Below are 20145 nucleotides of genomic sequence, written 5' to 3' on the forward strand. Positions count from 1 at the left end.
ACCGGCGTTATCAGTGGGCGCAATGGGGCAAACCGTCGATTTGCAGCCTCGCGTTTACGCGATCCGGCGCTCATAAGGAAGGTTATGAAAACACTCCCGCTCGCTTTTATATTGCCTCTGGTGCTCGCCTTCGCGCACCCTGCTTATGCGCAGGAGAATAAGTGGAAGGCCATCAGCGAAGAGGCGATATCGCTTTATAAAAAGGGCGACTACGAGCGCGCTGTAGCGGCAGTGAAGAAGTCGCTCGCGCTCGCGGAAAAAACAGTTGGAACCGACCATCCCGATACCGCGACCAGCCTGAACAATCTGGCCGAACTCTATCGTGACCACAACCGATATGCTGAGGCGGAGCCGCTGTACAAACGCGCCCTGGCGATCCGGGAAAAATACTTCGGCCCCAACCATGCCCTTGTGGCGACCACCCTCAACGGGCACGCGGAACTTTACCGCTCTGCCGGCAGAAACACGGACGCGGAGCTGCTCTACAAGCGCGCGCTGACGATCAGGGAGATGGCCCTGCGCCCCGAACATCCCGATGTGGGCCAGACCCTCAACAACCTGGCGGAACTCTATTGCATCCAGGGGAAGTATGCATCAGCCAGGCCCCTCTACGAGCGCTCCCTGGCTATTCGTGAAAAGGCCCTCGGCGCGGACGATCCAAGCCTTGCGACCGGCCTGAACAACATGGGCTTGATCTACCATGCCGAAAATAGATTTGCGCAGGCCGAACCGCTCTACAAGCGTGCCCTCGCGCTCTATGAGAAAAAACTCGCTCCCGATCATCCCAACCTGGGAACAAGCCTGAACAACCTTGCGGCGGTCTATCACAATCAGGGCAAACATGCTGAAGCGGAACTGCTCTACAGACGCGCTCTCATGATCCGGGAGAAAACGCTCGGCGCGGGCCACCCCGATCTGGCGAGCGATCTGAGCAACCTGGCCGAAGTCTCTTACCATCAGGGCAAATATGCCCTGGCAGAGCCGTTCTACAAGCGCGCGCTGGCGATAAGGGAGAAAACACTGGGTCCGGATCATCCCGAAGTGGGCAGGGACTTGAGCACCCTGGGAGAAGTCCATCGCGCACTGGGTCAGTATGCGGAAGCTGAGCCGTTCTACCAACGCGCGCTGGCTATCTTTGAAAAGGCCGAAAAAGCCGCGGAGCCGTATCAGCTCAACATGGCCACCAGCCTCAACAACCTGGGCATGATCTATTACGCCAGGGGCCAGTATGCGGAAGCCGAACCTTACTACAAGCGCGCGCTGGCAATCTTCGAAAAAGCGCATGGCCCCAACCACCCAACCGTACAAATCAGCTGGAAAAACCTCACAAAGCTGTACGATGCAACCGGTCGCTCCAGTGGGGAGGCAAGCCACCGGGTGGCGGGCTTCCGGCAGTAAACCAATTCGGAGCATGCTGACCTTCACTGCGCTATCGAATGATTCCAGGCAGCAATTCCCAGCGGCCCAGCGGTAGAAAGCGCTGGTTACCCGGCGACGCAAAAACGCTATTGGCCGGACCGCAGAGGTTTGCAAAAGACCGGCCGCTCCTCGTGGCCAAAGGTAACTCGCAGACGGGGCGAACTATGTTGCGCGCGAACGTCGGTGCGGCTGGTAACAGACTGCCTCTGCGGACAGGTATATAAGTTCAGGAATCGACTTTGTGAATATATTTGTCAAACCTGTGGATAATTAAAAAAAACAGTGACTAAATACTATTTACTTCGAGGCCGCGAGGCAGTGCCCTGCTCTAACATGTTCAAGTGGGGGCAAAGCATGGCTAGCCGCGATCCGAAAATAGCCGACGATCACCTGGACGAGGTTCGGGTAAGCACCATATTTCTTGGCATGGATCATAACTCCGATGATGACGGCCCTCCCCTGTTGTTTGAAACCATGGTAGTGGGCGGAGCGCTCGATCAATTCAGGATGCGCTGCACGACATACGAGGAAGCCGAAATCATGCACCAGATAGTTACAGCGATGGTAAAGAGAGAACGGGAGAATAACGACCAGGCCATGGAAATCGCCATGAACGCGATCGATGTGATTCGTCACCGGAAGGATGATTAATATTAAAAGCACAACGCCGGAGCTTAATCGACAGCCCGTTGATTTTTTAGCATCCTCCACGTCTGCAACGCTACCTCGATTGCAACTCCACCAGCCAGTCTGTACCCAGGGTTCCCGGTCCACGCGCCAGAAAGCTAAGCCTTTTGCGCAATGATATACAGATGCTGCTCGGGATATTGGTCATACTCCAGATGCCGGCAGACGCATCCGAAGCGCTTTAACAGCTCAAGTGTCTCCGGGATGCCCAGTGCGCTGTAATACACCGGCGGGCCCATGCATGAATCCCATTTTTCTTCTGCGTTGTCCAGCCCGCCCGTCGTGAACATGAACACTCCCCCCGGCGCCAGGCCCTCGGAAATCTTCCGCAAGACAGGCTCCTGCCGGTCAAGCGGAATATGCCAGATGCTGTCCCAGGCAACGACAAAATCAGATTTTCGCGGAAGATTCCACTCGCATATATCGGCATCGTGAAACGATATATCCGGATGACTTTGTCTGGCCAAAGCAATCATTTTTTGAGAAACGTCAATGCCTTCAACGTGAAACCCGTGCTTGCCTAGCACATCGATGAAGCGGCCGCTGCACCCGCAGCCAATATCCAGGGCAAAGCGGCGATTCCTGGCAAACCGGATCGCCCGCTCCAGCTGAGGTATGCCGTTCGATTGAATACGATCCTCTCGCCAGATATGGGCAATAGCATCGTAACTCTGACCAATCTCCTTGGGATGCATTCAAAACCCGACTTTCAGTGTGGAAAGGATTGCCCTTGAGTCTTCCCGGGAAGCGAGATCCGCCGAGCGAACCGCTTTTCCGGCTGCCGATTTCTCAGGAACCATCAAAAAAATACGTGTACGCCCGCGCACAGAACTTCCTGAAAGGGAAGCTTATCGTAATGTTGTTTTGCGCTCACGCGAAATATGAAGAATGGACCTGAAGAATCGACCTCTTGACCAACGTGAAGGAGACCGCCATGACTCATGCTACCGATCCCCAAATGCAAGCGGGCATCGATACCTGCACCAAGTGTCACCAGACCTGCCTGCACGAAGCGATGAACCACTGCCTGGAGGCAGGCGGCGAGCATGTCGCGCCTGACCATTTTCGCCTCATGATCAACTGCGCGGAGATGTGCCAGACTTCCGCGAACTTCATGCTGAGCGGTTCCGCTTTATCCAGAAGGGTCTGCGGCGTCTGCGCGGAAATCTGCGATGCCTGTGCTGAGAGCTGCGAGAAGATAGAGGGGATGGAAGAATGCGCCCGGGTCTGCCGGGAATGCGCCGAGAGCTGCCGGCGGATGGCCGGCTCTGGAGCCAACGCGAGCGCTGGGGCTCAGGAGCGCGTTCCTGCGGATGACTTGTAGAAAATCCTGGCCACATGAGACGAGGGGTGGCCGTGCGGGACTATAGCAGCCCATAGAGCAGGGCTAAAGCCGCCCAAACACGGCCAAAACGCACGGCCAAAGCGGCGGCCTTCTCAACGTGCTAATGGGCATCAACGCTGGATCGGATTAGTGTGTCAGCCGGCACCCTATTTTTCAGCTAGCCCTTCAACTTCGCGAACGCGGCCATTGCGGTGTCAGGTTTAGCCTCTACTTTTTGTTTCTGATTCTGTTTCTGCTGTTGGGGCCGATGCTGGGGCCGCGATGATTGCTCATTCCGGCCACCGGATCGTTCCGGCTTCCTGTTTTGCTGCCCACCCTGCCTACCTTTGCCGCGGCCTTCGTCAGTCGCATGGTGAGCGCGACACGCTTGCCCTTTTCCTATCGCCACCCCCTTGTCTGTTATGCCCCGTACATCTCGACCCGCCATCCGGAGCGTTTAACGGTTGTGTCGGGCAGCGAAATGCGGTTGAACGTTCCCGGCAACATACCAAAGACACCTCAACAGGTGTCCATGTATTCATGCAGGAGTCATTATGTGGTACATCGAACGGACGTGCTTGTGTGTGAGTGTCAGGCTTAGTTGGTCAGGCAAAGCCTATCCGGGCCCGGACCCGTCCAATCCCCGGAAAATGATCTGACAAACGTTGTCCTTTTTAACATTCGTGCTGGCTACTCGATAAGTGCTTCCGGCAGGTGGCAATCCCACACGCGACTTCTGAAGATGAAACCATTCGATGTAGCAACAGACATTCCGCCTAAGAGACCCGATCATGAATTTGTTCGGCAATTTAAAAAAAACAATACTTTCTTTTGGTTTGGGACTGGCTCTTGTTTTTGCTCTCCTGTTTTATGAAGAGGATAGACTAAAGAAATTATTCCAGATAGCAAAGCCGGACCATCTCTCGGTGCTGTATTTAAGGCTCCTCTTGAATATCAAGCCCGATGACGCAGGTTTACGTACTGAACTTGCTCGACAGCATATAAACCTCGGGGAATTGCGCGAGGCCCGGAATGCTCTGGAACCACTACAGCTTGCAGGCCGCATTCCGGAATTAAGCGTCAGGCTATTAGTATTGGAACTCGACTTCTACGATTATTCATCAGTTGGCGACGACGGCCCGGATCGGAAAACAAAGTTGGCTAATCTTAAAAACAGCATTATCGAAATCAGTAAAACGGCGCTTCCACTATCCTTGTTACCAAGTTTCATTAAACTCAGCCTTGAGCTCGAACAGACTGCTGTGGTTGCAGATCTATATTATCGATGGTCCGCGGTTATTCCCCATTCTTCCGAGCGCATGGAGAAATTGAAAGAATCGGCACGATGGTACATGGCAGCGGAGATGCCGCGTAAAGCAGCGGAGATATATGACAAAGGTTATAAACTGGCCGAGAACAAAACTGAAGCTCGCGAATTCTCATTTCTAACCCTTAAGGCACTGCAAGCAGCGGGCGACAGGAAGCTTGCTCTCGAACATTTCCGTAATTATCAGCAGCTCTTCCCGGAAGATCCCGAACTGCTTGATGAGGCCATCAGTATTAATTTGGCGGACAATAACCCAAGGCAGGCATATGAAGTCGGGGTTTTGCGCTTGTCACTTGATCCGGACAATCCTGAACAAATCAGAAAGCAGGTCGATCGTGCGCTTGGGGTTGGTGAACTTCAGCCGGCTCTGGCGTTAGCCCAGCGTCTGGTGGAAATTGCTCCGGCAGACGGAAACGCTCATGAAAAGCTGGGAACGATCGCAGAATGGGCTTTAATGCCAGAGGTCGCGTTGAAGGAATGGCTATGGCTGGCGAAAAATAGAAAGGATGATGCCGCAATCACGAATGCGCTGCGACTATCAAAAGGGCTGCATTTTGTCGATACTTCCCTGGACCTGCTGCTACAGCTATCAAATACGAGGAAGTTAGCGCCCGAGGAGTTGAACAGTTTGTTGTTTGCATACAGCGAGGCAGGTACTTATTCAGATCATGTTGATTTTCTGAAATCATATTTGAAGCGCTATCCCGATAATTCACAAGCATGGGAAGCGCTGGCTAAAACACAGGAAGATGCCGGACGACTATCCGAGGCAATGGAAACCTGGGAACTCATTGGCGCTAATTTCAATCGTCGGCCAGAGGCTACGGCCCATCAAGCGAAATTAACCTGGAAAAATGGCCAGTCCGAGAAGGCGCTTTCCATGCTGCTGTCTCACAAGGATGATATGACAGCAAAAGAAACCCATTTCTGGGAGATTCTGGGTGAGCTTTCCTGGGAACTGAAACAACCCGAACATTCGTTATCGGCTTATAGCGTAATGTGGAAATCAGGGAACGCGAACGTCGTTGTAGCGGAACGCTTGATTCAGTTGACGCGTGATATGGGTAGGCCGGAAGACGCCATTGCCATCGGCGAGGAAGCCTATCTTCGTTTCGACCAGTCTCGCTGGCTGCTGCTCGCGATGGATGCGGCCAACCAGGCCGGCTCTTCAGCTCAACTGAAGCGGCTTTTAAAAACGGCAAGGAGCAAAGAGTCGCAATTTCTGGATTCCGAAATGTACTGGCTGATGCAGGCTCAGTTGCAAACTCACGAGAGCAGGACTGATGCAGCTATACAACATTATCAGCAGGCTTTAAATGTTAACCCTGCATCGACCACTGCCAAAGAAGGAATCTTGTGGAACCTCATTGCACAGAATGACAAGCGGGCACTGCGGTCCCATGTTAAAGCGTGGCGGCCGGATGCCTCAAAAAACCAGGCATTATGGGGCGTTTACGGACTGGCATTGGTCAAGGTTGGTCAGCACAAAGAAGCATTGCCGTGGTTTGAGCGTAAATCGCGGATCAGTCCCGACGATTATCTCTGGCTGCTTACTTATGCCGATGTCTTAGGCAGGGCAGGACGCGCGGATGCGGCCTGGCGGTTGCGTAAATATGTCCTGTTCAACATAAGATCCCGCCTTAAGCAAATTAAAGAGGGGTCAATAAGCAAATTCAAGGACTTATTGCGACCTGAATATATGGCTTTAGTTCGTGATATGGAGGGAGCAAACGCCGACATATCCATATTAAAGCAATTTCTTGACAAGGGATACGATGACCCGGGGGTTCAGGAACTGCTCGTGGCGTCATATCTGACGCAGGAGAATTATACCGCAGCTCGTTACTGGCTTCTGCAGGAACATATTGCGCGACAGGAAACGCCCGCCTGGCAGCGCCTTGCATTAGCCCTGGCGGAAAATGACCGCGTTGTTGCCGAACGTATTCTTGAAAATGACAATGACCAACTTACCGATTTCAACAGGATGGAGACGCTCAAGCGTCTCGACAAAAACGAAGAAGCGCTGGCATTAACCTATAAGCTTCTCGCGTCCCATAAAGAGCCCACCACGGTGCAAACATACCTGTTCAATGTCAGAGATGATCTAATAGTAAAAACAAGCAAGCAGGTGGCGGGCGGCATCGAGTATAAAACGTTGGGCGATATAAACTTTGTCGAAAGCCGGGTGCGTTTGAACGTGCCTTATGGACGCGGCTTACTGGCCACTGAACTGAAGCATAACCTGCTCGATTCTTCGAATCCCGGGATTACTCTTCCGGCAAGGAACGAACTGGACATCATGACGGAATTTAAACATCCTCTGCGGGAAGGACTGTTTCAGGTGAATCTGGGAGGTAATCTTCGGGACGTCGATTCCCTCGTTTATGGAGCGGCAAGAGTCAGCCAGGATGTGACCAATCGATTGAAAGCGAGCCTGCGGCTTGGTGTGAATGAAATGAGCCATGAAACAGGGGCGTTACGGGCGCTAGGGAAAAAAGATACGATCTTATTGGGCGTATCCGCTCAACTGTCACAACAAACCTTTTTCAATGTGGATATTGATGGTCATCGTTATGCAAGCCGAGATGGAGGCAGCTTGGGGAAGGGTTATAAGCTTCAAATGATCCTTGGGCATTCCCTGCTGAGGGGCATCCAGGATTGGCAGATCAGACTCCAGGGCTCATGGGAAAACAATCAGCTTGCAGCGACACTCCCGTCCGACCTGAGTGGATTATTGAGCCCTTCCTTATCAAACGTTCAAACGCTCATCCCAAAGAAATTCGCACTTATGGGGATAGGCACGTCTTTTCGTTATGGACCATCGGATCAAGGGGTGCTGAGGCGTCCGTTTATCCTTGCGGATGCATGGGTGGGCGGGGTATGGCCTGCGAACGATTTGGGGTACAACGGACGGCTTTCGATGGGAACGTCGCTATTCGGTCCCGATATCCTGAGCGCAGGCGCATTCTACAGCAACGTACAGGGCGGCAGAACTGACCAGGCTTTTGCAGGAGTAGGCGTACAGTACTCGTTTCGTTTCTGAAATCAGGATTTGCCGATCACTACTGCTGAACAACAAAAAAGCCCCCGGTTTTGCCGGGGGCTGATTTCAGCTCCTCATTTAGCAGGCGTGTGACTGTGCGACCCGTCAGGAGCGTGACTGGTCGATGGCTCAGGCAAGGGTTTTTCCGCTTGGCTCTTGGATATCAGTTCAGACTGCTTCTCGAAATAATCAGCGGCATCGAGAAGCGGCTTCGGGTCGCCGCCTTGCCGCGCAACAATCTCCGCCGTCTCGCGGAAATTCTTTGCCCGCGCATCCGCTTGTTCAGGGAACGACGGTTCGCGCGACTTTAACTTAAGGTCGTTTGCCTCCCGTATTTTTTTCCTGTGCTCCTTATCGACACGCTTAACCTGGTCCTCGACCTTGTCTGTGGCCGCTTGTGCCAATCCTGGAGCACCGGCGCCAATGGCAAAGGAAAAGGCAACAACCGCCGAGACAAGGACGGTCCTGCTCGAGTGGAAATAATTCATCATTTTGAAATCCTCCAAATAGTGTGCGGCAAAAAGATCAAGAAGTACGTAGACGAGCAGCGCACGCTCATTGAGTCAGCGCCCGGTTGACCACGATTGCCTGAGCCGTGCCGTTTACGTTGACTTTACGGATGAATTGACCGCCATATAAATCACCACCATTAAGCCCGGTAACGACAAGATTGGGTACGGCCTTGTTTGCTTTCAAAGTCACCTTGTTGGTCGTGCGATCCCATGTCGCCTGGACAATCGCGGATTTATAGTGGAGACGCTCTTCCGTCTGGTCGCCAATCAGGTAATAGGGATAATTCTTTACCGGCAGCTTGAACACCCGCTCGTATTCCGCGAAGACCGCATTCAGCCAATCGAATTGCAATGTATTACCGTTGGCATCATATTTCGCCAAGTTCGTCTGATGGAAATAATGAGGCCACTTATTGAAGGTCAGCATGTGCCGCAATGCCGCATCGGCTTCCGCCACGAGAATTTGGGCATAGTCGCGGGGAGCGCAGATCGCCCCTGGTATCTGGCAAGGGTCCTGCCCCGCATTGACATATCTTCCGTTGAAGATATAGTTGTACTCGTCCACCAGCTGGGTAGGATTGATTACGTTATAGAAAATATTGGTTGGCCAGCGCGGCAGCATCACCCGGTCCTGTGTGCTGCCGTCGTCGTATTGCGAGATATACTGCTCCACGTTCTGGCCACGCTGCGACGAGTCGGAGGCGAGGTACTCCACGCCCAGGTTGGCGGCGGCTTGAAGGAATAGCGGATTGGCGCCGCCCTGATCAAACGCCAGGTCGTCGGATTGAACATCGAACATCTCCGGATGCTTGGCGATTTCATCGGTGCATTTACGATCTTTCAGCCCGGAATGATTGCCGCTTACCAGCACCCGGTTGTTATCGCTTTTCTCTGGAAGACCGAGAAGCCCCCAGACCGTCCGGTTCTTCGTAATTTCCGCCTTGATAGCCGCGAGGGTGGTAAAGGTGGGGTAATCGCAATTGGCATTCGCCGGGACCGGCGCCTTGTCCATGTCCAGATGGGTGAAGGTGTGGTTGATGAAGCGGAAATTTGCTTTGTTGGCTATTACCCCCGCCACCAGCTCGTCGGTCAGGTTCGCGACCAGTAGGGCTGCTGCCGGATCCACCACCGCTCCGGAACCGTTAAACGCCAAATCCAGCTTGTAAGCGCCGGCCACCGGATGCGCGGCGCGAAAGGCGAGCTGTTTGCTCACTGCATTGGCAATGTCGGCGCTGTTCAGGCGGTAGGTCGTCACGGGATCATTATTGTTGAGGTCGGGATTCCAGATATTGTTGGCCAGGAACAAATCATCCAGATGGGTCGCCATATGAACAAAGCGCGCGCCAACGAATACCCCCTGCGTCACCCAGTTGATGAATTCGTAGGCCAGGACCTTTGAATGGATGAGGAAGGTGGCATTGCTAATGGTCGAGACCATCACTTCCCTTACCGGCACCGTCTGGTTGGGCATGGTGTAGCGCACGATTGATACCAGAGCTTCCCCATTTTGGGTTTTCAAAAGCGGCACAACGTTGGGCTTCGATCCGTCCCGCAGGGTCGTGGTGTCATTTCGAGGGTTGGCCGCAAAGGCAAAGTCCGTAATCGGAAATGGATTGGTCACGTTCACGTACTCAAAAACTTCCTTGCTGAGTGCCGCCGGCACGCTCCATTGGCCTTCATAGCTGGCTCCGCCGGAGGAATAGACCAGACCATAATCCAGGTAGACTCCGAAAGGAGACTCGGGATCCCAGTAAGTGGCTGGCCATCCTGACAGTACCGCCTGACGGACACCGAAGTTTTTCTGGTAATTGTGCAACATGTCCCATTCGCTGGGCGTGAAGGTTGGCACCAGGTCGGAGTCAGTCAGGATAATGCCGTTATAGTTGCCCACGCAACCTGCTTCGGCAGCCAGGCAACTGGAACCCGCCGCATTAGAGGCAAGCATCGCCGCGGTCAGGTCCTGCGTCGCGGAGTTCAACACATCGTATGGCACCCCCATTTCATCAAGCACCGGTTTGATGTAGGCATAGCCAGCATCTTCTGTTACCTCTCCTGTCGTGAGGAGCAGTATTTTCAGTTTGACGGCATTATCAGCAAACGCAGGCGTCGAAACAGTAGCAGCAAGCCACATAACCGCTGAGAGCAGCAGCGAGAATTTCAGGTGCGAGTTCTTCTTGTTCATGAAAAAATCTCCTTTTTTTTATTTAACGGACCTTACATAGTTTTCAACCCCTCAGAACTGACCAGGCTTTTGCAGGTGCAGGCCTTCAATATTCCTTTCGTTTCTGAAATCAGGATTTGCCGATCACTACTGCTGAACAACAAAAAAGCCCCCGGTTTTGCCGGGGGCTGATTTCAGCTCCTCATTTAGCAGGCGTGTGACTGTGCGACCCGTCAGGAGCGTGACTGGTCGATGGCTCAGGCAAGGGTTTTTCCGCTTGGCTCTTGGATATCAGTTCAGACTGCTTCTCGAAATAATCAGCGGCATCGAGAAGCGGCTTCGGGTCGCCGCCTTGCCGCGCAACAATCTCCGCCGTCTCGCGGAAATTCTTTGCCCGCGCATCCGCTTGTTCAGGGAACGACGGTTCGCGCGACTTTAACTTAAGGTCGTTTGCCTCCCGTATTTTTTTCCTGTGCTCCTTATCGACACGCTTAACCTGGTCCTCGACCTTGTCTGTGGCCGCTTGTGCCAATCCTGGAGCACCGGCGCCAATGGCAAAGGAAAAGGCAACAACCGCCGAGACAAGGACGGTCCTGCTCGAGTGGAAATAATTCATCATTTTGAAATCCTCCAAATAGTGTGCGGCAAAAAGATCAAGAAGTACGTAGACGAGCAGCGCACGCTCATTGAGTCAGCGCCCGGTTGACCACGAAGGCCTTGGGCGTGCCGTTTACGTTGACTTCACGGATGAATTGACCGCCGTATAAATCACCACCATTAAGACCGGTAACGATGAGATTGGGTACAGCTTTGTTTGCTGTCAAAGTCACCTTGTTGGTCGTGCGATCCCATGTCGCCTGGACAATCGCGGATTTATAGTGGAGACGCTCTTCCGTCTGGTCGCCAATCAGGTAATAGGGATAATTCTTTACCGGCAGCTTGAACACCCGCTCGTATTCCGCGAAGACCGCATTCAGCCAATCGAATTGCAATGTATTACCGTTGGCATCATATTTCGCCAAGTTCGTCTGATGGAAATAATGAGGCCACTTATTGAAGGTCAGCATGTGCCGCAATGCCGCATCGGCTTCCGCCACGAGAATTTGGGCATAGTCGCGGGGAGCGCAGATCGCCCCTGGTATCTGGCAAGGGTCCTGCCCCGCATTGACATATCTTCCGTTGAAGATATAGTTGTACTCGTCCACCAGCTGGGTAGGATTGATTACGTTATAGAAAATATTGGTTGGCCAGCGCGGCAGCATCACCCGGTCCTGTGTGCTGCCGTCGTCGTATTGCGAGATATACTGCTCCACGTTCTGGCCACGCTGGGACGAGTCGGAGGCGAGATAGTCAATGCCCAGGTCGGCGGCGGCTTGAAGGAATAGCGGACTGGCGCCGCCCTGATCAAACGCCAGGTCGTCGGACTGAACATCGAACATCTCCGGATGCTTGGCGATTTCATCGGTGCATTTACGGTCTTTCAGCCCGGAATGATTGCCGCTTACCAGCACCCGGTTGTTATCGCTTTTCTCTGGAAGACCGAGAAGCCCCCAGACCGTCCGGTTCTTCGTAATTTCCGCCTTGATAGCCGCGAGGGTGGTAAAGGTGGGGTAATCGCAATTGGCATTCGCCGGGACCGGCGCCTTGTCCATGTCCAGATGGGTGAAGGTGTGGTTGATGAAGCGGAAATTGGCTTTGTTGGCCATGACCGCCGTTACCAGACCATCAGTCAGGTTCAGGGCCAATAGGGTCGCTGTCGGATCCACCACCGCTCCGGAGCCGTTGAATGCCAAATCCAGCTTGTAAGCACCGGCCACCGGATGCGCGGCGCGAAAAGCGGCCTGTTTGCTCACTGCATTGGCAATGTCGGCGCTGTTGAGGCGGTAGGTCGTGGTACCAGGGATATTAGGCGCATCAGGATAATTGTTGTTAATCTCGGGATTCCAGAGATTGTTGGCCAGGAACAAATCATCCAGATGGGTGGCCATATGAACAAAGCGCGCGCCAACGAATACCCCCTGCGTCACCCAGTTGATGAATTCGTAGGCCAGGACCTTCGAATGGATGAGGAAGGTGGCATTGCTAATGGTCGAGATCATTACCTCGCGTACGGGTGTCGTCTGCGACGGCACCATATACCGCACGATCGATAGCAGGGCCTCCCCGTTCTGCGTTGTCAGAAGCGGTTCGACCTTGGGCATCGATCCGTCCCGCAGGGTAGCAGTGTCATTTCGCGGATTGGCCGCAAAGGCAAAGTCCGTAATCGGAAATGGATTGGCCAGGTTCACGTACTCAAACATTTCCTTTGGCTTGGTCACGGTCCACTTACCCTCGTAGCCGGTTCCGCTGGACGAAAAGACCAGACCATAATCCAGGTATACCCCAAAAGGAGACTCTGGATCCCAGTAGGTACCCGGCCATCCTGACAGTACCGCCTGACGCACACCGAAGTTTTTCTGGTAATTGTGCAACATGTCCCATTCCGTGGGCGTGAAGGCTGGGTTCAGTCCAGCGTCCGTCAGGATAATGCCGTTATAGTTGCCCACGCAACCTGCTTCGGCAGCCAGGCAGCTGGACCCTCCCGCAGTAGAGGCGAGCACCGCCGCGGTAAGATCCTGCGTCTTGGAGTTCAATACATCGTATGGCACGCCCATTTCATCGAGCACCGGTTTGATGTAGGCATAGCCAGCATCTTCTGTTACCTCTCCTGTCGTGAGGAGCAGTATTTTCAGCTTGACGGCATTATCAGCAAATGCAGGTGTCGTAACAGCAAAAACCAGCCACGTCATGAGTACCGAGCAGAGCAGCGAAAACTTAAACTGCGCATTCTTATTTTTCATGGAAAAGCTCCTTTTTTTTATTAAGTGAACCTTATGTTTTCAAGTCTTCAACCTCTCAGGTTAGGATCGATTTCGTCAATCGACCGGCGACCATGCTTACCCTTTGATTCCCCCATCAATGATTCCCCAGTCAAGCTAAAAAACGTGTAACAACGATGGTTCCCCCGATCAGGCTTTAAGAACAAGCTGAAGCGGGTCCCTAGACCAGCATAGACGATTAATTTGTTTTTGTTTTACTTAAGGGTGTGGAAGTATGTTAATTTGCTGAGCAATAAGGGAATATTATTTTTAATGCAGCCGTTAGGCCTGCTCAACATTAGCGGGATGACATCGCTAACCTTCTAAATATCCCTGTTGGTGATTTGGAACATCCCTGATTGCGCTCCTCTCTGAAACCGGCCGCATCCTCGCGTTTCCGGTCCGAGCGTCGCCCTCCGCTCATCAGTTGCAATATAAAAATTTTTGCTGTTCCGCCCCTGGACGAAACAAACAATCTTGTAATGTGCACGGGGCTGAGCTATACCTTGGAGCAGGGGTGTTAAAAAGACGGGTGGCTGCAACAGAACCTAGAGGAGGATTTCGGAGACTCGTTACGACAAGCTACGACAAGCGGCGGTCCACGCAACGGTGATCGCACATGCTTGTGTTCAACATGGTTAATAAAAATAACTGCCTGGTTACCGGGTAGACCCAATCAACCAACAAAAAAAAGGTGGGTTATGTTCATCAACGATAAGGAAATTCTGCAATTTCTCCATAAAAGACGGATAGTCGCACTTTTAATATTTACTGTTCTTTCCAGCCTGCTGGCGTCCTGCTCAGTGGTTGACGTACATAAGAGCGCTCCGCTTTCCTCTTCCCAGCGCTGGATAGTTCTCCCCTTTCAAAATTATTCCCAGAGCCCGCGGGCCGGTGAACAAGTGGAAGAGATGGTAGCCACCTTGTTCAGAATCCGTGGAATTCCAAATATAGAAATGTACTCGGTGCAAGATGAAGACAAAGGCGGCTGGCTTGATTTCAATGATCGCAAGCGCCAGGAAAAAGCCTTGCTGTTGGCAATAAAGCACAGTGCTTCCTATGCAGTCACGGGAAGCGTTGATGAATGGCAATACAAACTCGGTGTCGGCAGTGAACCGGTTGTTGGCTTGACGATCCGGGTGATCGAGATTCCCTCCGGCGCCGTTGTGTGGTCTGCAAGCGGAGCCCAATCCGGCTGGAGCACAGGATCGCTTAGCGGTACCGCCCAACAATTGCTAAGAGAATTGATCTCCAATATCGAAATTAAGAAGTCTTGATTCTGTTAAAGATTGGAAGGGGCGCATCATGATGACCAAAACACTAAAAAACAAATGGACAGAGTCGATTGCGATCTCATTGTCGGTCCCGGTAATTGGTTACGCGATTGATTCATCCGATCCTTTTTTCATAAATTATCGGTTCCCCTGGTTGATTCTTGCTCCTGTGTTAGCAGGCCTTCGCTATGGGTTTGTCTGCGGACTCACCTCAGCCGCCCTGCTTGTAAGCTTGGTCACAAGTGGTTTTTACCTGGGATGGCCCGGCGTTTCGTTTTTCCCCGAAGAAATGATAATCGGCTTATTGGTGCTAACCCTGATTTCGACCGAATTTCGTGAATCGTCGACTCGTCAGATAAAACTCCTGGACCATGAATACAACCACCTCAAGGTAAGAATGGATAAATTTTCCCGTTCCTACCAACTTATCAAGGACTCCCATTATCGCCTGGAACAGCATTTGGCAAGCCAGGCAAAAAGCTTGCGTTTATCGTTAGACGACCTGAAGAAGAAAGTGTTGACCTGGGAGAACCATAAAGGCGAACCACTCGCGGGCATTGGCGACAGTATTTTGAAAATACTCGGCAGTTATGCGAATGTGCAAATGGCGGGTATTTACGCGGTTAACGAACACCGAAAGATGAACCCTAATCCTGTAGCGTCTTTAGGGCAGCCGCGTACTTTGCTGCCCTCGGATCCGGTGGTAGCAGAAGCGTTGAAAACGGGTAATGTTGCGAGCATTGAAATGGAACAAAACGGGGCATTGCCTGCTGTTGGCGCGCTTGTCGCGATCCCTTTGGTGGACGTTTACGAGAGGATTTGGGGCGTAATCGTCGTGAATGAGATGCCCCTGTTTGCATTCCAGGAAAATACGATGGATTTTCTTGCCGTTCTGGGAGGAAAAATGGGTGATCTTGTCAAACGACGCGCCGAAGCTCATTGTGATGAAAACGATGTTGGAAAAATTTTTGAAAGCAGGTTGCGACGCATCACCGACGAAATCCGGTACTTGAAGACCTCCGCTGTAGCGATTGCGACCGTCATCAGCTCGGACGAACCACAGAGCGAACTTCTCGCAAAATTTCAGGCGGAGTTACGGGGCGTGGATGAAATCCTGATCATTAACGATAGCTGGAATCGTCACGTCTTTTTACTATTGTTGCCCTATACGGATGAGCATGGTGCCAACGAATTCCTGAATCGCGTTGGATTATCGAAATCATCGGCTGAAGTCGCGCTTGATGGCCCGAATGGAATGGCTTACGGCTTTCGAGGGGGAGATATCAAGGTTTGTACGTGGGTTTTGGATAACAAGACTTCGTACGAAAAAGTTTTATTGGGAATGGATCGCTTTTGCAAGAATGAATTCATTCACATCAGCATAATGGCGAACCCAAATGCGAGTATTTCCAATTTTGCCTGAACTGGTTCTGATCTCGCTGGCCGTGGGGCTGGAAGCATATGGGCTGCGGTTGATTCTCGAGCCCATGTCGGCGCAGCACCTGATAACCGCCGGCGCTTGTCATTTCGGGGCCAGCGTCGTCGCTGCTTATATTTTCCCCAAAATTATTATCCCTGAGCAATACGAGACCCAGCGGAAAAATGGCTTCTTTTTCTTCATGATGGTTTTTTATCTGCCTGTGCTCGGATTGACGGGGCTGATTTTGGCAATGCCGTTGGTAGCGCGCGGGTCATTCATAAAATCGAAAGGATCAATTTCGCCCGTGAGGGTAAACAAAATCCGCGATCTTCCTTCCGAGACCGCCGGGTCGGACGGTCAATCGGTTAGCTCGCACAGCCTGTACGATTTATACCGATCGAGGGATCCCGACAGAAGGCTGCAAGCTGTGTATGCGACGTTAAAACTGAATGACCGGGACGCAATTCCATTACTGCGCATGGCGCTCGGCGACGCGACCGATGATATCCGGTTGCTGGCTTATGCTTTATTGGATCGTAAAGAGTACAGGCTGAGCAAGCACATAGAGCAATCCAAGCGCGATCTTGAAAAACAGGAAACGTCCATGAGAAAACAGTTATGCCGCCAGATTGCCAACGACTATTGGGAACTGGCGCATCTCGGCCTGGTTCAGGGAGAGGCGAAAAACTATGTTCTTGGCATGGCTTACAAATACATTGAACTGAGTCTCATATGTTCTCCCCAAGATTCGGGCCTCCTCTTTCAGTATGCTCAAATCCTGTTGAGGCTGGGAAAATATCAGGAGGCATTGGAGGAATTCAAAAAGGCCGAAATGCTTGGGATGGAGTTTATCTGCTTGCAGACTTACTACGCCGAAATAGCCTTTTATACAGGCCGTTATCAAGAAGTGAAGCAATTGATGACGGCAATAGAACTCCCCGCGGCCTATCCCTTGTTGACAACGGCAGCACGCTTCTGGCGGAAAGAGATCTGATGCCGCAGCAGCGATACGCAGACATCACGCTCCTGCTGGAAGGCACCTACCCTTTTATCAGGGGTGGAGTTTCAGGCTGGGTACACCAGATACTGGAAGCGCTGCCTGAGCGCACATTCTCCCTCATTTTCCTGGGATCCAGGAAGAGTGATTATGACGAACAAAAATATGTCCTTCCCGAGAATGTCGTTCACATGGAATGCCATTATTTGTGGGATCGGGTTACCGCATTCAAGCCAAAAACCTGCAAAGGCAACGAAGAATACATTAAAAACTCGGGGAAGCTTCATGACTGGTTCCGAAATCCATGTCCGGAATTTGACGAGGCCGCCCTGGAGAAACTATTGGTTACCTTAGGGCAGCCTTCCGGCTTTACTGCAGAGGAATTTTTTTTCAGCGATGGAACATGGCAGCAGATCTGCGAGTATTACAACAAATATAACGCAGAGAACTCATTCATTCATTACCTTTGGTCAATTAAAGCAACACATGCGCCATTGTTCAGGCTTGCCAGCGTCGCCCATCAACTCTCGGTGGAGACAGGCGCATTTCATACGGTATCCACCGGCTATGCAGGTTTTCTTGGTGTATTACTGCATTACAAGACCGGACGTCCACTTATTCTGACCGAACACGGCATTTACACCAAAGAGAGGAAAGTAGACTTGCAATCCCTTTTCATTAGAGAGCATCACGATTCATTGAATGACGCGCTCTATATGGGAATGCAATATCAGGAAATATTGTGGATAAGATATTTTGAATCCCTGGGCCGGCTTATCTATAAAGCCTCAAATCCTGTCATAAGCCTTTATGAAAACAACAGAAGGCGTCAAATTGCCGATGGCGCAGATAGCGAACGGACACAAGTCATTCCAAACGGCATGCAAATTGAACGCTTCCTTTCTTTGCGCGCCGAACGACCGGTAAAAATTCCCATGGTAATCGGATTGCTTGGCAGGATCGTCCCGATAAAGGATATCAAGACTTTTATCCGTGCCATGCGCACGGTTGTGATTCAGCTCCCCGAAGCGGAAGGCTGGCTGATCGGTCCGGAAGATGAGGATAAGGAATACGTGGAGGAATGCAGGAGTCTGGTTCAGGAGCTGGGGCTGGAAGGAAAAGTGCGCTTCCTGGGGTTCCAGAAGATCAGCGACATACTCCCTCGCCTGGGTCTGCTGGTATTGACATCCATCAGCGAAGCCTTCCCTTTGGTGCTGCTCGAAGCTTTCGCCAGTGGCGTGCCAGTGGTGACGACTGATGTGGGAGCTTGTCGGGAAATTCTGGAAGGCAGCAGTGACGAAGACCGTGCGTTGGGATGCGCCGGTATCGTGACGCCCATAGCTGATCCGGAAGCAACTGCTGCAGGGGTAATCGCGCTATTGACGGATGATGACCGCTGGTATGCCGCACAGAAAGCCGGTATTCAACGCGTCGAAAACTATTATACCCAATCGAGGATGCTCGACAGTTATAAACGGGTTTATGACCAGGCGCTCGCACAGTGAGCACGCTCGGGCATTATATGCAACAGGAATCATGCAGCAACTCTCCTGATCTCTTCCGTCGCGTCTTTTTTAAACCGTATATCCGAAGTCATTGCCGGCAAGTGGCAAGGCCTCGTTCAAATTTCCCCCAACCGCTTGTTGCGCTTCCCCCACGCATGAGAAGCATTCCGGCACGCTCGACTGATATGCTGCGGCACGTTTCCGCGGTTCCCGCCCGGCACAAACCGCCGGTAACCCCACAATAATGGCTGGCATCGGCTTCAGACTGCGTGAACTCACCAAGACCGATACCTGGTCGGGACTGCTGCTGGCGTATGGCTTTGCGGGCGTCATCGGTTCAGGGCCATGGGTTCTATCCATCGTTGGCATCCTCCTGATCGGCATCCTCAACACGGAGAACTTTGCGACCCCCTACTACGTTGGGCAGTTTCAGATATCCGTGACCTATCTGATGGCGGGCTCCTTAATCCTGACCAGTCCCTTGCAGCTGATGGTTACGCGCTTTATTGCTGACCGGTTGTTTGAAAAACAGGATAAACAGGTGTTGCCGAATCTGACCGGCGCCATTTTTTTAGTAATAACCGTGAGCGGAACGATCGCGGGGCTCTGTCTGGTTTACCTGTCTACCGGATCGGTGTTATACAAATTATTGATGTTATGCGGTCTGGTCATCCTTTCCACGATCTGGATCGTAGTGATCGTTCTATCGGGACTGAAGGCTTACGCCGAGATTTTGCTGGCGTTTCTCGTGGGCTATGGGTTCACGGTGCTCGCCGCCATGCAGCTCGGCGAATTTGGGCTGGAAGGTCTGCTTTCCGGTTTCATATTGGGCCACGCCATCCTGTTATTCATGCTCGTGGTTGTGGTTTTCCGCTCCTACTCAAGTGAAAAACTGATTGCCTTTGATTTTTTACGGCGAGGCCAGGTATTTCCAAGCCTGGCTATTACAGGCGTTCTCTATAACCTGGCCATCTGGTCCGATAAATTTATTTTCTGGTTCAATCCTCTCACCAGCGTCGAGATCATTGCACCTTTGAGAGGGTCGCCCATTTATGATATCCCAATATTTCTGGCGTATTTGTCCATCATACCCGGTATGGCGGTATTCCTATTGCGAATGGAAACCGATTTTGTAGAACAGTATACGAAGTTTTACGCGGCGATTAACGGCGGTGCGCCTTTGAAACGTATTTTACAAATCTATGAAGAGATGATCGTAACAATTCGAAGAGGATTTCTCGAAATCTTTAAAGTCCAGGGAATGACTGTTGTCATATTGCTGGCGGTAGGGGATCAATTACTCGCGTGGGTCGGAATATCCCCTTTCTACAGGGTGCTGCTGAATATCGATCTGGTCGCCGTGGGTGTCCAAGTGCTGTTGCTGGCTGTTCTCAACATATTGTTTTATTTCGACTACCGTAAAGATGCCTTGTATCTCTGTTTGCTTTGCGTCACCTCGAACATTCTATTCACACTTCTGAGTCAATATCTGGGGCCTGCCTTTTACGGCTACGGTTTTGCCTTGTCAGTCGTCTTGACTACGCTGGTGGGAATGACGATTGTCTCGAAAAGGCTTAGCCGGCTGGTCTACGAGACATTCATGCTGCGTTGAACATTC

14 protein-coding genes are annotated in these 20145 nt (G+C 51.9%); 9 read left to right on the top strand and 5 right to left on the bottom strand.

The features are described from left to right. Positions 1–84: 84 nt before the first annotated feature. Positions 85–1398, top strand: coding sequence for a tetratricopeptide repeat-containing protein (locus R5L00_RS00430; RefSeq protein ID WP_317652799.1), 1314 nt, complete (start codon positions 85–87; stop codon positions 1396–1398). A 375-nt stretch (positions 1399–1773) separates the two neighbouring features. Then, entirely contained in the window at positions 1774–2070 is a 297-nt protein-coding gene (locus R5L00_RS00435) for a hypothetical protein (RefSeq protein WP_107692849.1), read from the top strand. A 134-nt stretch (positions 2071–2204) separates the two neighbouring features. Here R5L00_RS00435 and R5L00_RS00440 read toward each other — a convergent pair whose 3' ends face one another. Further along, positions 2205–2801, bottom strand: coding sequence for a class I SAM-dependent methyltransferase (locus tag R5L00_RS00440; RefSeq protein ID WP_317652802.1), 597 nt, complete (start codon positions 2799–2801; stop codon positions 2205–2207). A gap of 239 nt (positions 2802–3040) precedes the next feature. Here R5L00_RS00440 and R5L00_RS00445 point away from each other — a divergent pair, with 239 nt between their 5' ends. Continuing rightward, the gene (locus R5L00_RS00445) at positions 3041–3430 is read left to right on the top strand and encodes a four-helix bundle copper-binding protein (RefSeq protein WP_317652803.1); all 390 of its coding nucleotides are present in this window, start codon (positions 3041–3043) and stop codon (positions 3428–3430) included. A 791-nt stretch (positions 3431–4221) separates the two neighbouring features. Continuing rightward, positions 4222–7800: a tetratricopeptide repeat protein gene (locus R5L00_RS00450; protein WP_317652804.1), complete on the top strand. Its 3579-nt coding sequence runs from the start codon at positions 4222–4224 to the stop codon at positions 7798–7800. Positions 7801–7874: 74 nt separating this feature from the next. Here the strand turns inward: R5L00_RS00450 and R5L00_RS00455 are convergent, their stop codons facing one another. The 4 genes from R5L00_RS00455 to R5L00_RS00470 all read right to left on the bottom strand — a co-directional run bounded on the left by R5L00_RS00455 (position 7875) and on the right by R5L00_RS00470 (position 13313). Beyond that, positions 7875–8291, bottom strand: coding sequence for a hypothetical protein (locus R5L00_RS00455; RefSeq protein WP_317652805.1), 417 nt, complete (start codon positions 8289–8291; stop codon positions 7875–7877). A gap of 64 nt (positions 8292–8355) precedes the next feature. Then, a complete protein-coding gene (locus R5L00_RS00460; RefSeq protein WP_317652807.1) occupies positions 8356–10494 on the bottom strand; it encodes a hypothetical protein in 2139 nt (712 codons plus the stop codon). Positions 10495–10675: 181 nt separating this feature from the next. Beyond that, positions 10676–11092 (bottom strand): hypothetical protein, encoded by a 417-nt coding sequence (locus R5L00_RS00465; protein WP_317652805.1) that lies wholly within the window; start codon positions 11090–11092, stop codon positions 10676–10678. Positions 11093–11156: 64 nt separating this feature from the next. After that, positions 11157–13313: a hypothetical protein gene (locus R5L00_RS00470; RefSeq protein ID WP_317652808.1), complete on the bottom strand. Its 2157-nt coding sequence runs from the start codon at positions 13311–13313 to the stop codon at positions 11157–11159. Between the two features lie 719 nt (positions 13314–14032). Between R5L00_RS00470 and R5L00_RS00475 the strand changes: the two genes are divergently transcribed. From R5L00_RS00475 to pelG, 5 genes are all read left to right on the top strand, one after another. After that, entirely contained in the window at positions 14033–14608 is a 576-nt protein-coding gene (locus tag R5L00_RS00475) for a hypothetical protein (protein WP_317652809.1), read from the top strand. A 28-nt stretch (positions 14609–14636) separates the two neighbouring features. Continuing rightward, the gene (locus tag R5L00_RS00480; RefSeq protein ID WP_317652810.1) at positions 14637–16028 is read left to right on the top strand and encodes a PelD GGDEF domain-containing protein; all 1392 of its coding nucleotides are present in this window, start codon (positions 14637–14639) and stop codon (positions 16026–16028) included. Beyond that, on the top strand, positions 16003–17019 hold the full coding sequence (locus tag R5L00_RS00485) for a hypothetical protein (RefSeq protein WP_317652811.1): 1017 nt from the start codon (positions 16003–16005) through the stop codon (positions 17017–17019). Before R5L00_RS00480 ends, R5L00_RS00485 begins: the two co-directional genes overlap by 26 nt. After that, positions 17019–18527, top strand: a complete 1509-nt coding sequence (gene pelF / locus R5L00_RS00490; RefSeq protein WP_317652812.1) for a GT4 family glycosyltransferase PelF — start codon at positions 17019–17021, stop codon at positions 18525–18527. The genes R5L00_RS00485 and pelF overlap by 1 nt, the downstream gene beginning before the upstream one ends. 244 nt (positions 18528–18771) lie before the next feature. Next, complete coding sequence (gene pelG / locus R5L00_RS00495; protein ID WP_107692755.1) at positions 18772–20139, top strand: exopolysaccharide Pel transporter PelG; 1368 nt, start codon at positions 18772–18774, stop codon at positions 20137–20139. Positions 20140–20145: the final 6 nt, after the last annotated feature.

Source organism: Nitrosospira sp. Is2 (assembly GCF_033095785.1).
GTDB lineage: Bacteria > Pseudomonadota > Gammaproteobacteria > Burkholderiales > Nitrosomonadaceae > Nitrosospira.